The 13,850-nt window shown below is 65.4% G+C and carries 14 protein-coding genes and 1 riboswitch; of the genes, 2 read left to right on the top strand and 12 right to left on the bottom strand.

Annotated elements, in window-relative coordinates:
* Nucleotide 1: 1 nt before the first annotated feature.
* Nucleotides 2-388 (top strand): Cu(I)-responsive transcriptional regulator, encoded by a 387-nt coding sequence (cueR, locus tag C1J04_RS14820; RefSeq protein WP_009825409.1) that lies wholly within the window; start codon nt 2-4, stop codon nt 386-388.
* 9 nt (nt 389-397) lie between these two features.
* On the opposite strand, the gene cobF is transcribed toward cueR, so the two are convergent.
* The 7 genes from cobF to C1J04_RS14785 all read right to left on the bottom strand — a co-directional run bounded on the left by cobF (nt 398) and on the right by C1J04_RS14785 (nt 6,578).
* On the bottom strand, nt 398-1,150 hold the full coding sequence (gene cobF / locus C1J04_RS14815; protein WP_009825408.1) for a precorrin-6A synthase (deacetylating): 753 nt from the start codon (nt 1,148-1,150) through the stop codon (nt 398-400).
* 60 nt (nt 1,151-1,210) lie between these two features.
* Nucleotides 1,211-1,894: an energy-coupling factor ABC transporter permease gene (locus tag C1J04_RS14810; RefSeq protein ID WP_009825407.1), complete on the bottom strand. Its 684-nt coding sequence runs from the start codon at nt 1,892-1,894 to the stop codon at nt 1,211-1,213.
* A gap of 72 nt (nt 1,895-1,966) precedes the next feature.
* A riboswitch (cobalamin riboswitch) is annotated at nt 1,967-2,180 on the bottom strand.
* Between the two features lie 28 nt (nt 2,181-2,208).
* A complete protein-coding gene (gene cobA, locus C1J04_RS14805) occupies nt 2,209-2,925 on the bottom strand; it encodes a uroporphyrinogen-III C-methyltransferase (protein WP_009825406.1) in 717 nt (238 codons plus the stop codon).
* Complete coding sequence (locus tag C1J04_RS14800) at nt 2,922-4,247, bottom strand: cobyrinate a,c-diamide synthase (RefSeq protein WP_009825405.1); 1,326 nt, start codon at nt 4,245-4,247, stop codon at nt 2,922-2,924. Before C1J04_RS14800 ends, cobA begins: the two co-directional genes overlap by 4 nt.
* Nucleotides 4,244-5,029, bottom strand: a complete 786-nt coding sequence (gene cobM / locus C1J04_RS14795; protein ID WP_009825404.1) for a precorrin-4 C(11)-methyltransferase — start codon at nt 5,027-5,029, stop codon at nt 4,244-4,246. Before cobM ends, C1J04_RS14800 begins: the two co-directional genes overlap by 4 nt.
* Nucleotides 5,026-5,385: a cobalamin biosynthesis protein gene (locus C1J04_RS14790; RefSeq protein WP_037953943.1), complete on the bottom strand. Its 360-nt coding sequence runs from the start codon at nt 5,383-5,385 to the stop codon at nt 5,026-5,028. Before C1J04_RS14790 ends, cobM begins: the two co-directional genes overlap by 4 nt.
* Nucleotides 5,382-6,578 (bottom strand): bifunctional cobalt-precorrin-7 (C(5))-methyltransferase/cobalt-precorrin-6B (C(15))-methyltransferase, encoded by a 1,197-nt coding sequence (locus tag C1J04_RS14785; RefSeq protein WP_009825402.1) that lies wholly within the window; start codon nt 6,576-6,578, stop codon nt 5,382-5,384. Before C1J04_RS14785 ends, C1J04_RS14790 begins: the two co-directional genes overlap by 4 nt.
* On the opposite strand from C1J04_RS14785, the gene C1J04_RS14780 reads away from it, so the two are divergent.
* Complete coding sequence (locus C1J04_RS14780; RefSeq protein ID WP_009825401.1) at nt 6,577-7,326, top strand: cobalt-precorrin-6A reductase; 750 nt, start codon at nt 6,577-6,579, stop codon at nt 7,324-7,326. The two genes, C1J04_RS14785 and C1J04_RS14780, sit on opposite strands and share 2 nt — an antisense overlap.
* Here C1J04_RS14780 and cobJ read toward each other — a convergent pair.
* From cobJ to cobN, 5 genes are read right to left on the bottom strand one after another with little or no spacing between them, the layout of a single operon-like run.
* Complete coding sequence (gene cobJ / locus C1J04_RS14775) at nt 7,302-8,039, bottom strand: precorrin-3B C(17)-methyltransferase (RefSeq protein WP_009825400.1); 738 nt, start codon at nt 8,037-8,039, stop codon at nt 7,302-7,304. The two genes, C1J04_RS14780 and cobJ, sit on opposite strands and share 25 nt — an antisense overlap.
* A complete protein-coding gene (locus tag C1J04_RS14770) occupies nt 8,036-8,752 on the bottom strand; it encodes a precorrin-2 C(20)-methyltransferase (protein ID WP_009825399.1) in 717 nt (238 codons plus the stop codon). Before C1J04_RS14770 ends, cobJ begins: the two co-directional genes overlap by 4 nt.
* 2 nt (nt 8,753-8,754) lie before the next feature.
* Nucleotides 8,755-9,384 (bottom strand): precorrin-8X methylmutase, encoded by a 630-nt coding sequence (locus C1J04_RS14765; RefSeq protein WP_009825398.1) that lies wholly within the window; start codon nt 9,382-9,384, stop codon nt 8,755-8,757.
* Nucleotides 9,385-10,590, bottom strand: a complete 1,206-nt coding sequence (gene cobG, locus C1J04_RS14760) for a precorrin-3B synthase (protein ID WP_009825397.1) — start codon at nt 10,588-10,590, stop codon at nt 9,385-9,387.
* Nucleotides 10,587-13,847, bottom strand: coding sequence for a cobaltochelatase subunit CobN (gene cobN, locus C1J04_RS14755; protein WP_009825396.1), 3,261 nt, complete (start codon nt 13,845-13,847; stop codon nt 10,587-10,589). The genes cobG and cobN overlap by 4 nt, the downstream gene beginning before the upstream one ends.
* Nucleotides 13,848-13,850: the final 3 nt, after the last annotated feature.

Here is a 13,850-nt window from a genome sequence, read left to right as displayed (position 1 = left end):
CATGAACATCGGTGACGTGTCGAAAAGCGCAGGTCTGCCTGCCAAGACCATCCGCTACTACGAAGACATCGGTCTGATCACGCCCGCGCGTGACACCAACGGGTATCGCAGCTTTTGCGACAGCGACGTGCACAAGCTGACGTTTCTGGGCCGTGCGCGGGCCTTGGGCTTCACGATCGAGAATTGCCGCGACCTGTTAGCGCTTTGGGATAATCAGGATCGCGCCAGCGCCGATGTCCGTGCCATCGCCCAGCAACATTTGGCGCAGATCGAAAGCAAGATCGCGGACTTGCAAGATATTCGTCAGACCTTGACCCATCTGGTGCATGAATGCGCTGGCGATGACCGCCCCGATTGCCCGATCTTGCAACGGCTCGAAAAGCTGTAGCGCGCGTGTCTACCGGCGCAGCAGGTAGATATCCATGATCCAGCCATGGGCGGCGCGTGCCTCTGCCCGTGTTGCGATGATGCGGTCGCAGACCTGATCCAGCGGGCCTGCGATGCGACGCTCGTTCGGCATGCCGGCATAGGCGGTCCACCAGATGTGTACGTCACTGTGCTGCCGCAACACCTCGAAGGCGCAGGTGCCGTCCAGCATGACGGCAATCGTATCCACTCCCTGTGGCCAGCCATGATCGCGCAGCTGCCGACCGGTGGTGATCGTGACGGGATTGCCGATGGTGTTCAGCGGGATCGCATGGCCCGCCGTCAGTACCTGAAGAGAGGTGATCCCCGGCACGACATCGACGGTGAGTGTGACGGCCTTTTGCAACCGCTCCGCAATGCGCAGGGTGCTGTCATACAGCGACGGATCCCCCCAGACGAGGAAACCGACACGGCCGCCTTGGGGCAGGGTGCGCTGCATCTCGGCCAGCCAGACCTGTGCAATGGCGTCGTGCCAATCGTGGACGCCCGCGTGATAATCAGGGTTGGCGGCGTCGCGTTTGGGCAGGGTGAATTCGTGAATATCAGGCCCGTCCGACCGCAGCACCTGGGCGCAGATCTCGTGCCGCAGGCCAGCCAGATCATCCTTGCCCGCGCCCTTGGACGGGATCAGGATCACATCGCAGGCATTCAGCGCGTCGATGGCTTGTAATGTCAGGTGTTTGGGATTGCCGGACCCGATGCCGATCAGTGAAAGCGTAAACATCTTGAGGCTCCGGCAGGGGGTGACGCGGCCCGCAGAGTAGGGGCCGCGTCGGGTCTTGGATTATTCAGCGGCAGTCTGTGTCAGACGCTTGGTGAACAGCGCGCTGCCCGCGAAATCGCGCAGGGTTTTCGCGGCGGCGAGCACGGCCAGATCCACCAGCGGCTCGATCAGGATGACCATCATATAGGCCCCGCCAAAGCTCGCCACAGCGGCGATGTTGCTGGCGGCAAAGCCCTGACCGTAGATGGCCCAGAACGCCACCCAGCCTACAACGCCCGCCTGAAACGCGGTCGACAGCTTGAGCGCTTGAACATAGGTCAGATCAACATAGGCGGTGTTGGGCGCGATGATGCGTTTGGCCAGCGCCGAGACCATGAACAAGGGCACCAGCAGCGTGGTGACGTTCATCGTGTATTGCGGCAGGTCGATGGGGGCAAAGAACACGCCCTGCGCCAGCAGACCAAGCGCCAGACCGGCAGCCGCAGGGGCCACGCCGAACAGCAGGAACAGGGTCGACCCGAGGATCAGGTGCACTTCGCTCACGCCCACGGGGAAATGCGGGAAGACCTGAAAAAAGACAAAGGTCAGCGCGGTGGCCACCATGGCCCCGCCCGCAAAAGGCACGACGCCTTTTTCACGGACAGAGTCCATTGCGGTTTTCGCGGTATAGGCCGCAGCACCGGCGGCGGTGCCATAGGACAGGACCAGCTTGGCGCCGGTCACGACTTCGGGTTCGATATGCATATTCAGGTCTCCTTACCGTCTTCCCCGACGGCATAATGTGAAAGCCGCCCCGGGGGGCAGCCAGTTGGATCGGGGATCACCCCCATGACGGCAGGTCTCCTGACTTTGTGCGTCCATGCGTGCCGCGCCTTCCCAGGCGGTGTGGCCCAGTGGCAATGCGGGTTGCTCTTCACTTACAGGTGCGGGGGCAGTTCCGGATTTGGCACCTTTGCTTTGGCACCGCACCGTATTCCCTTTTCACCCCGATTGCCCGAAGGCGCACGGGGAACCGTCCGGAATAGGTGGTCATTTTCGGGCTGGTTTTGTCAAGTCATCTATTCGGTCAACGGCCCGTAAAGGATCAGCGCAGGCGCTGACGTTGCGGGATCCAGCGGCAGATGGGCAAGGCTTTCCACGGTGTGGCGGCTCAGCTTTTGATCGGGGGTCGATACCGCCTCTGCCAGCAGGGCTGGGGTCGAGGGGGGCAAGCCCGCCTCGATCAGCCGCGCGGCGAATCCCGCAAAGGTGCGGCGGCCCATGTAGACGACCGTGGTCGCCGTAGGGTCGGCCAGCGCCGCCATGTTCAGATCTTCGGGCAAGGCACCCGATTCGCCGTGGCCGGTGATGAATTGCACCCGCCGCGCGGTCAGCCGCCGGGTCAGTGGGATCATCGCTGCCGCCGCCGCCGAAGACGCTGCCGTCACACCGGGGATGATCTCGAAGGCGACGCCTGCCGCTTTCAGCGCGGTCAGCTCTTCTTCAAGCCGGCCAAACACGCCCGCGTCCCCGCTTTTCAGCCGCACCACCCGCGCGCCGGTCAATGCGTGTTCGACCAGCAAACGGCTCACGTGATCCTGCTTCGGAGACAGCCGTCCGGCGCGTTTGCCCACCCCGATCAGATCCGCCTCGGGCGAGACATGCTCAAGGATCGGACCCGCCGACAGATCGTCGAACAGAACGACTTCGGCCTCTTGCAACCGCTTTACCGCTTTCACGGTCAGCAGTTCGGGATCACCCGGTCCGGAGGAGACGAAAGAGACAAAACCGCTCATGACGCCCCCGCAATCAGGTGAAAGAACGTGCCCGTTGCATGGCCCCGGCGCGAGCCTGTCTCGGGCACTTCGGCCCCATTGGCATCGACCACCCGCGCCAGCGGCGTGTCTGGTTGCGACAGGATGGTAGAATAGTGGAATTCATGTCCCCGCAACCGCGCGCCCGCGTCATAGCCGGGGCCGGGTTCGTTCAGCGTGGCAAGCCGGTAGCCCAGATGCATCTTGCGCTTCTCATAGCTGGTTTCCAGCCCCAGCAGCCCCGCCATCTGATGCCGCACGCCTTCCTTGTCGACCAATCCGGCCCCCATCGCCATATAGCCCCCGCATTCCCCATGCACCGGGCGCGTCGTGGCGAATTGTTGCAGGCTGTCGCGGAACTGCGCGGCAGCGGCAAGGCGTCCGGCATGCAGTTCGGGATAGCCACCGGGCAGCCAGCAGATGTCGGCGCTGTCGTCCGGTGCCTCATCCGCCAGCGGCGAGAAGGGCAACACCTGCGCACCCGCGGCGATCCAGTGGTCCAGCAAATGCGGATAGATGAACGAAAACGCGGCATCCTTGGCCAAAGCGATCCGTTGACCGGGGGGCGGAGGCAAGACATCTGGCCCGTCGGGGATACTGCGCCCTTGGGCGGCAGAGACGATCAGATCAAGGTCGATATGCTGCGCGATGAAATCACCTGCCGCATCCAGCAGCTTCATCAGCTCGGGCTGTTCCTCGGCCTGCACCAGACCCAAGTGGCGTTCCGGCAGCGTGACTGACCCTTGACGGGGCAGTGCGCCCAGAACGGGGATGCCGACCTGCTCCATCCCGAGACGCAGCAGCGCCTCGTGACGGGGGCTGGCGACCTTGTTCAGCACCACACCCGCGACATGCACATCCGGGCGCATCGTCTTGAACCCAAGGGCGGTGGCCGCAGCCGATTGCGCCTGACCCGATACATCCAGCAGCAAAACCACCGGCCAGCCCGTCATGGCAGAGATATCCGCGCTCGCCCCGTTCGAGGTTTCCCCCGGTTGCGCCACACCATCAAACAGCCCCATTGACCCTTCGATCAACGCCAGATCACCGCCATGGGCGGTGCCGATCAGATTGCACAACACGCCCGACCCCATGGCCCAGCTATCGATATTATAGGACGACCGCCCGCAAGCCGCGCGGTGGAAGCCAGGGTCAATATAATCCGGCCCGCTCTTGAACGGGCGCACGTCGACGCCGCGCCGGCTGAGCGCGTTGAGCAGGCCCAGCATCAACGTGGTCTTGCCCGTTCCCGACGCCGGGGCCGAGATCATCAGGCCCTTGGGCAGTTGCGTTGTCTCTATCATTCTGTGTCCTCGGGAAAGCGTGGCTCTGTGCCGACGGGGCGGAACCGGCGGTCATAGTCGCCAGCATAAAGACAGCTTTCGCGGAACTCCTCAGCCGTCAGCGCGCGGCCCACAAGGATCAGCGCCGTGCGCCCGCGTTCGCCGTCGGTGGCGTCAATCACGCTGCCCAAAGTCGCCCGCACCACCCGTTGATCCGGCCAGCTGGCGCGCCAGACGATGGCGACGGGGCAGTCCTCTCCGTAATGAGGGGTGAGCCGCGCGACCACATCATCCAGCACATGCACCGACAGGTGGATCGCCAGCGTGGCACCCGTGGCGGCAAAATTCTCGAGCGTTTCACCCTCGGGCATGGCCGACGCCCGCCCCGAGGTCCGCGTCAACACCAGCGACTGCGCCACACCGGGCAGCGTCAGCTCGTTCCCCAAAGCGGCGGCGGCAGCAGCAAAGGCGGGCACGCCGGGGGTGATGTCATACTCGATGTCCAACTCGCGCAAGCGGCGCAGTTGCTCGCCCATGGCGGACCAGACCGATAGATCACCCGAATGAAGCCGCGCCACATCCTGCCCCGCATCATCGGCGGCCTTGATCTCTGCCATGATCTCGTCCAGCGACAGCGACGCGGTGTTCACGATCTTCGCATCCGCAGGGCAGTAGGACAGCAGCTCTGACGGGACCAGCGATCCGGCATACAGACACACAGGGCAGGCGGCGATCAGGTCGCGCCCCCGCAGGGTCAGCAGATCAGGGGCACCGGGGCCCGCGCCGATAAAGTGAACAGTCATGGGGCAATTCCTTCCGCGATAGCTACGGTGGCCATGCCATTGGGGCTGGTCACACGCAAGGTCGTCAATTTGGCACCGCGACCGGCAACGCGCAATGCGGCGGCTTCGGCAAGTGATCCGGTCCCGAAGCGCGCTTGCACACGCGGCGACACGGTACGCGTCGGGATGTCTGCGATATCGGCTTCCGACAGTTCGATCAGCGGCAATCCCAGACTATCGGCAAAACGCCGCAGCGCCGGTGTTACCTTGATCGCGAGGGTCGCGAGCGTGTCCGGCCTGCGCCGCGTCAACGCAAGAGCCGCGTGTAAATCCGCCTCGGTCGCTTCAGCGCGCAATCCTATGCCCGCGACGATCATCGGGTCACGCTCCATTGCAGTTGCGGACGGCTGGGATGCCAGCCTTGCATGGTCCCCAAGGGGGCCGCCTGCGCCAAGTCGATCCGCAGCAGCTGCCCGCCGTGCATCCCGTGCCAGCGGATCAGCAAGGCTTGGGTTTCAAGCGCCACCGCATTCGCCACCAGCCGCGTGCCCGGCGTGATCCTGTGCCAGATCGCCTGCAACACATCCTCGGTCGCGCCGCCGCCTAGAAAGACCGCAGCGGGCGAGGGCAGATCGGCCAGCGCCTCGGGGGCCGTCCCCTGCACGCAGCGCATTCGTCCCGCCAGACCAAAGCGGCGGGCGTTTTCAATGATATTATCGCAGCGGCTTTCGCGCGGCTCGATTGCGATGGACTGCGCTTGCGGCGCGGCCAGACACCATTCAACAGAGACAGAGCCCGATCCGCCCCCTACATCCCACAGCAGCTCCCCCGCGCGGGGGGCCAGCGCGGCCAGCGTCAACGCGCGCATGGGTGATTTGGTGATCTGGCTGTCATGGGCAAAAAGCGCCTCGGGCCGTCCGGGCGCGTGGCTGATCCCAGCCCCCCCCGACACCGCAATCGCCACCACCACAGGGGCGGCGATGCCGTCCAGGTCAAACGTCGCAGCATCGGCCGCGCGCGCGATTTCACGCGGACCGCCAAGCGCCTCCATCACCGTCAGGCGGGACGCGCCGAAACCCTGCGCGGTCAGATAGTCTGCCAGCGCCGCAGGGGCCGCACCATCGCGCAACGTGCAGATCAGCCGCGCACCTGCCGCCAGATGGGGCACTAATACTTCAAACGGGGCAGCATGCAGGCCAAGGGTCGTGACCTCCTCCAACCGCCAGCCAAGCCGCGCAGCCGCCAGCGTCATGCAAGACGGCGCGGGAAAGCAGCGCCATTCCGACGGGTCCAGCACCTGCGCCAGCGAACCGCCCACGCCGTGCCAGAACGGATCACCCGAGGCGAGCACCACAACCGCACGCCCGCGATGTTCCAACACCGGCTCTACACTGAACGGCAACGGCCATTCCCGCCCCCGCGCGCCCGCGTCACAAAGGGCCAGATGCCGCGGCCCGCCAAAGATTACTTCGGCCTCTGCCAGCGCCTTTCGGCTTGCATCGGTCAGCCCAGCAAGGCCATCTTCGCCCAGACCAATCAGGGTCACCCAGGCAGCAACAGGATCAGCCATGACGCGCACCCTCATTCTTGGCGGCACGACAGAGGCGTCGAACCTCGCGCGCGCGCTGGCCGACCGTGGCGATGATGCGCTGTTCAGCTATGCCGGACGCACAGCGGCCCCTGTGGCGCAGCCCTTGCCCACCCGCGTAGGCGGCTTTGGCGGCGTGGCCGGATTGCTGGCGTTTATTGCGCAGAACCACATCACCCGCGTGATCGACGCGACCCATCCTTTCGCCGCGCTGATGAGCCGTAACGCCCATGCCGCCTGTACGCAGGCAGGCATCCCGCTGGCCGCTTTTGAGCGTGCCCCGTGGTCCGAGACTGCCGGTGACAATTGGACCCATCTGCCAAGTATCGAAGCCGCCGCCGCCGCGCTGCCGCAGGTGCCGACGCGGGTCTTTCTGGCCATCGGCAAGCAGGCGCTGTCCGTCTTTGCCGACCATCCCCAACACCACTATCTGTTGCGGTTGGTGGACCAGCCCGCCGCGCCGCTGCCCTTGCCGCATACGACCGTGACCCTCGCCCGCGGACCGTTCGACGTGGCCGGAGACATCGCCCTGCTGCGCGACCACGGGACCAAGTTGATCATCGCCAAGAACGCCGGCGGCACGGGGGCCGAGGCCAAGCTTATCGCCGCGCGCGAACTGGGGCTGCGGGTGCTGATGATCCAGCGCCCCGCGGTGCCGCCTCGCACCACATTTGCGCGGCTCGACGATATCCTGGCGTGGCTTGATCATACGACGGACCGTGGCGTGTAGATATGGGGCCCGACACGGCGGGTGTCTGCGTTACCGACAATCACAACCGTGCGCATATCGGCCATCTCCGGCGTCGCTTCGGCCAGCGTGACGGTGCGCAATGTCTCGTCCGGATGGCTGACGTTGCGCGCGAAAGAGATCAAGGTCTCCGGCCCGCAAGCCTCGCGCAGAATATCAAGCGCGGTGGGGAACTGATGCGGCCGCGAGGCCGAGCGCGGGTTGTAGAACGCCATGGCAAAGCCCGCTTCCCCCGCCAGCCGCAACCGCTTTTCGATCAGCGACCAAGGCTTCAGATTGTCCGACAGGTTAATCGCGCAGAAATCATGCCCCAGCGGTGCCCCGAGCCGTGCCGCCGCCGCGAGCATCGCGGTGATGCCGGGCAGGACGCGAATATCGATTGCCAGCCAGTCTTTCGGGCCTTTCTCCAACGCCTCGAACAGGGCAGAGGCCATGGCAAAGACCCCCGGATCGCCCGAAGACACCACCACAACACGCCGCCCCGTTGCCGCCATTTCAAGCGCATGTGCGGCGCGGTCCAGCTCTACCCGGTTGTCGCTTTCATGCAGGGTCAGCCCGTCGCGCGGAGCAATCCGGCGCACATAGGGGATGTAGCCGACAATATCGGTCGCCGCGTCCACGGTGGCGCGCACCTCTGGCGTGACCAGCGCCTCATCCCCGGGGCCAAGGCCGACAACGCGCACCCAGCCGGTCATGGTCGCCGCCCCTGACCATGCACGATCGCGATCGAGAAATAGGGCACTTCGGCCGGGACTTCCGTCAGCTTTTGCACCGTCTGCCCCGCCATCGTGCCTTTCTCGACCAGCCATGCGTCTTGCAAGCGGCCCGCCTTGGTCAAAGCGCGCTTCAACTTATCAAGGTTGCGCCCGATCTTCATCACCACCAGCGCATCGGTATTGGCGGCCCGCGTGGCCAGCTCTTCCTCGTCCAGCGTCGCCATGAGCACGGTCAGCACATCATCGCCCCAGGTGATCGGATGCCCCGTCGCGGTCCAGCAGCCTGACATGCCGGTGATGCCGGGCACGATCTCGACCTCGGCGCGACCTTGAAGGCGACTGTGCAGATGCATGAACGACCCGTAAAAGAACGGATCCCCTTCACACAGCACGATCACATCTTCGGTCTGCGCAAGGTCGGTCAAACGGTCAGCCCAATCGTCGTAGAAGGCCGACAGTAGACGGTTATACTCGGGATCGCTAAAGTGGATTTCTGTTGTGACGGGGTATTCCATCGCATGTTCCACCGCTGTCTCGGCCATGATGCCGTCCACGATGGTGCGGGCCTGTCCGCGCCGTCCGGGCTTGCGGAAAAACGCGACGTGCTGCGCGCCAGTTAGCAAGCGATGCGCCTTGACGCTCATCAATTCGGGATCGCCGGGGCCAAGCCCGATGCAAATGACCTTGCCCATCGTTATTCCTTCCACGTGGCCAGCGCGTTCACCGCCGCCACTGTAATCGCCGAACCGCCCAAACGCCCCTGCACGATCATCGAGGGCACCGGCAAATCCTGCATCAGCGCCTCTTTCGATTCAGCCGCGCCGACAAAGCCGACGGGGCAGCCGATGATGGCCGCAGGGCGCGGACAGTCGGGATCTTCGAGCATATTGAGCAGGTGGAACAGCGCCGTGGGCGCGTTGCCGATGGCCACCAAGGCCCCCGCCAGATGCGGCCGCCACAGTTCAAGCGCTGCGGCAGAGCGTGTGTTGCCCATCTGCTGCGCCATGTCTGGCACCTTGGGGTCGCGCAGGGTGCAGATGATCTGATTGTCAGCGGGCAGGCGCGTGCGGGTGATCCCTTCGGACACCATATGCGCGTCACACAGGATCGGCGCACCGTCCGCCAGCGCCGCCCGCGCAATCTGCGCCATGTTTTCAGAAAACTGTACGTGCTTTTCCAGCCCGACCAGACCGGCGGCGTGGATCATCCGTACGGCGACACGTTCTTCATCGGGGGTGAACCGCGCCAGATCGGCCTCGGCGCGGATGGTGGCAAAGCTTTCCAGATAGATCGCGGCACCGTTGGTCTCGTAGGTGTGGGGCACTCAAAGCCTCCTGTCTTGAATTTGGGTCACTGTCAGGGGCGCGCTTTGCGGCGGGTCGCCCGCGCGCCCGTGGCGGATGAGGGTGAAATGCCCGTCATGGCTGGCGGTCAGCGTAACGGGGGCAGGGGCGGGATGGGCGCAGCCTTTGGCACAGCCCGAGATATGGATCGTGTCGTCGCTGTCTGGCGACAGATGCGCGGCAATGGCGCGGGCGGCATCGCGTGTGTCCGACAAAGCCTGACGGCAACCGGGGGCACCGGTGCAGACCTGCACACGGCGGCGCGGATCGCGGGCGTCGGTGATGAAATCGGGCAGCGGAGCCGAGGGGGCGGCCCCTTCCATCAACACCATGCGCCCGTCGGTGATGAAATCGGGCAGCGGAGCCGAGGGGGCGGCCCCTTCCATCAACACCATGCGCCAAGGGGTCAGACGCAGCGCGCCGAGCTCCGCCAGCTGCGCAAAGCTATCCGCCGTGGTCTGGCCAAACGCAAACCCGAGAAGCGTGCCTTGCGGGTTCACACCCGGCTTAGGGACGGGCGCAGCGGGCAGGGGGGCGGTGTCAGCGCCCCCCGGAGCACCCCGCGTCGCGATATGCGCCGCCATCCGCCCCCGACCGCCGGTCACGCCACCGGATTCCAGAAACCAACGGGCCAGCGTCAGTACGGCATCTGCGGCAGTCTCGACGCACACCGGTTGCCCCACCTCTGCCCCGTCCGCACGGCAGATCAGGCCAGCGGCGCTGCGTTCGATCCGGATATCGGCGGAGGTGTGCGTCAGCACAGGCCGCTCTCCGCAATCGATCGCAAAGCCGAACTTGCTGGGCAGGTCGGGTGCGCCATCATTGGAAAGCGCACGGGCCAGCGCTTGCGCCACGCGGTGGCTGTCGTCGCCATCCTGCCAGAACGGCGTCACGGTGATATTGCGCCGCGCCTCTGCCGCCAGATCGGCATCGACAAGGCCAATCGCGCGCAGCCCGTCGATCAGCACAGCATGGCTATCGGTTGTCACCCCTCGCAGCTGCAGGTTCGCTCGGGCCGACATATCGATCATGCCGTTGCCATGGGTGCGCGCCAGCGTGGCAACGCGGCGGATCTGGTCAGGGCTCAGCCGCCCCATCGGCACACGCAGCCGCACCACCAGCCCGTCACCGGACATCATCGGCCGCAGCGCACCGGGGCACCAGCCAAAGACCTGCGGCGCGCTCATGCGGGGTTGCCCAATTCGGCAAGGACAGAGTTGCGGCGCGATGTCCAAAGCCCCGCCCGGTGCAGCGCATCAAACCGCGCGCGCAATGCAGCAAGCGCTTGCGGGTTGGCGTCCTGCATAAAGTCGACCAGATCATCGCGCCCCAGCGTGGCATCGAACATGGCGTCGAACAGATGGTCCGGCACGACGCCCGCCAGATGCGCAAAGGCGGCAAGGTGATCCAGCGTCGCGGCAATCTCGGCGGCACCGCGGAAACCATGCGCCATCATACCAGTGGCCCAATCGGGGTTGGCGGCACGGGCGCGCACCACACGGGCGAGCTCCTCGGTCAGGGTGCGGGCACGGGGCTGGTCGGGGCGGGTGGCGTCCAGATGATACAGCGCGGCGGCCCCGCCCTTGCCCAAACGCTGCATCGCGGCGGCAAAGCCGGCTTCATGGGCGGCGTAGTCCTCTGCCATCAGCAGATCGGTCTCGGGCAGGTCTTGCAGGTGGACGAAACTATCGGCCCGCGTCAGCTGCGTCTCAAGCGCGTCGCGGGCATAGGTAATCTCTCCGCGCGCGTCGATCGCGTAGGATGACGCAGCCAACCATGCCTCGCCCGCCGCCGTGCGCGCCTCGTCGGAATAGTCGTCCATCGCGGTGCCGATCCCCAAGCCGTAAGAGCCGGGGCGCGGGCCAAAGACACGGGGGGTCTGCACCAGATAGGGGTTATCAGCAGCCGTTTCGGGACGCTCGGCCAGCTTGGCAATTGCCGTCTCGAACAGCTGCGCCAGACCGGGGAACATATCGCGGAACAGGCCGGATACCCGCAGGGTCACGTCAATGCGCGGACGGTTCAACAGCGCAAGCGGCAGAATGTCGAACCCGCTCACACGGTCGCTGCCGTCATCCCAGCGGGGGGACAGACCCGCCAGATGCAACGCCATGGCAAACTCCTCGCCCGCCGTGCGGATGGTGGCAGAGCCCCACATGTCCATGACCAACCCCTTGGGCCAGTCGCCGTGATCCTGCAAATGCTTGCGCAGCAGTTCCTCGGCCAGCTTCACCCCTTGGGTATAGGCCGCGCGCGAGGGCACAGCCCGTGGATCGGTGGTAAACAGGTTGCGCCCCGTGGGCCGCACATCGCTGCGCCCGCGATAGGGGGACCCCGACGGGCCGGGGGGCACAAACCGCGCAGACAGCGCCGCGATCAGCCCGTCGATCTCGCCCGCCCCATGATCGCCCGCGCCAAAGACATGCAGCCCGTCACCGTATTGCGTTTCCTTGATGTCGCAAACAAAGCGGTCGATGCGGGTCAGCGCCTCTGCCGCGCTGGCGCTGGCATCAAGGCCGAGGTCCTGCTCAACCCCGCGGCCCTGCGCCTCGGCCCGGATGTCGGCGATCAGCCGGTCGCGCCGCGCCGGGTCCAGCCCGTCCGCGGTCGAGTATTCATCCAGCAGCCGTTCCAACCGTCCGAATGCATCGGGCAGTTTCGATGTTACCAAAGGGGGCGGCATATGGCCCACGGTCACGGCCCCGATACGGCGTTTGGCCTGCGCGGCCTCACCGGGGTCATTGACGATAAAGGGATAGATCACCGGCATCGGGCCGATCAGCGCCTCGGGCCAGCAGGCGTCAGATAGGGCGACGGATTTGCCCGGCAGCCATTCCAGCGTGCCATGGGCCCCGATATGCACCATCGCATCCGCCTGCTGTTGCAGCCACAGATAGAAGGCGACATAGCCCGGGCGCGGCGTGCGGCTCAGGTCGTGATAGTCATCATCCCGTTCGGCCAGCGCCCCGCGTTCGGGTTGCAAGGCGATCAGCAGCTTGCCACTGCGCAGCGCCGGAAAACAGAACGCCCCGTCGTGAAACAGCGGATCATCCTGCGGCGCGCCCCAGCTTTCGGTCAGGTCATCGCGCAACGCCTGTGGCAGCTTTGCAAGCGCGGCCTCATACTCTGCCAGCGGCCAGCGGAGCGTTTCGGTGCCAAGACGGCTGGCAACCGTTTGCGTATCGTTAAAGTCCCCCGCATCCACGTCATAGCCCTGTGCCGCCAGTTGCGCTGTCATCACCCGCAACGAAGCCAGCGCATCCAACCCCAGCGCATGGGCCATGTTCCAATCTTTGCCGGGGTAGGTGGACAGCACCACACCCACAGATTTTGCCGCATTGTCCTGCACGCGTAGTTGGTGCAAACGCAGCACCCGATCGGCGATGAAATCCACGCGGTTCGCATCGGCGCGATGGGCGAAACGGCTGTATTGCAGCGCCTCGTCCCGTTTGCCGGGCTGCTTGAAGCTTACGACTCCTCCGAACAGACGGCCATCCACCTCAGGCAACACGACATGCATCGCCAGATCGGTGGGGGATAACCCGCGCTCTGACCCGGCCCAGTCGCGCCGACGCGCGGTCGATAAGGCGACCTGCACCACGGGGCAATCTGATGCGCCCAGAACAAATGGTTCATCCGGCCCGCGCTGGGCGGAGAAAGCGGTGGCGTTCACGATCACCGCCGGATCAAGCCGGGCGATCTGCTGCGCGATCCACGGCGCGGTGTCCCCCTTGAGGCTGGGCGCGAAGAGCCCCACGGCGTCAAAGCCACGGGCCTCAAGCGCGGTGATCAGCGCATCCACAGGATCGGTATCGGCAGCCGTCAGATAGGACCGGTAGAAGGTCACAATCGCGCGCGGCTTGTCGGAGGGTTCCGGCGCAGGGATCACGCCAGTGTGGGGGCGGTAGAACCCCGCCTCGGGCACGGTCTTGGCCCCTTTGGCCGGCCCCGCGTAAAGCCCTGCGGCCAGCGACAGCTGCGCAAGTGCCGCCTGCGCAGCCACCGCGCCGCCCGTATCGCACAGATGTTGCAAGCGTCTTAACGTCGAATGCGGCAGCGTCGAAAGCGCGTCGAGCCGCGGGTCCGGTTGGCCGTCCGCAGGCAGTACCGCCAGCGCGATCTGCTGTTTGCGCGCCATATCCTGCAAGGTCGCCAGCCCGTAAGGCCAATAGCTTTCGCCCCCGATCAGCCGCACCAATACCGCCTTGGCCCCTGTAAGGGTCTGTTCGGCATAGGTATCGACCGACAACGGATGTTTCAGCGCGACCAGATTGGCCAGCCGCAACGACGGCAAGCCCCCTTCCGCACGATGCCAGCCCGCCGCGAAAGCCCCCAGATCACTGTCCGAAAAGGACAGCACCACCAGATCCGCCGGCGTCTGCCCCAGATCTTGGGGCAGATCGCTTTGGTCCAGTCCGTGGCTTTCGCGAAAGACGACATGCATGGC

The sequence above is a fragment of the Sulfitobacter sp. SK025 genome, from assembly GCF_003352105.1.
Taxonomy (GTDB): Bacteria; Pseudomonadota; Alphaproteobacteria; order Rhodobacterales; family Rhodobacteraceae; genus Sulfitobacter; species Sulfitobacter pontiacus.
Note: the sequence above shows the minus strand (reverse complement) of the source record. Positions and strands in the feature narration are given on the sequence as shown.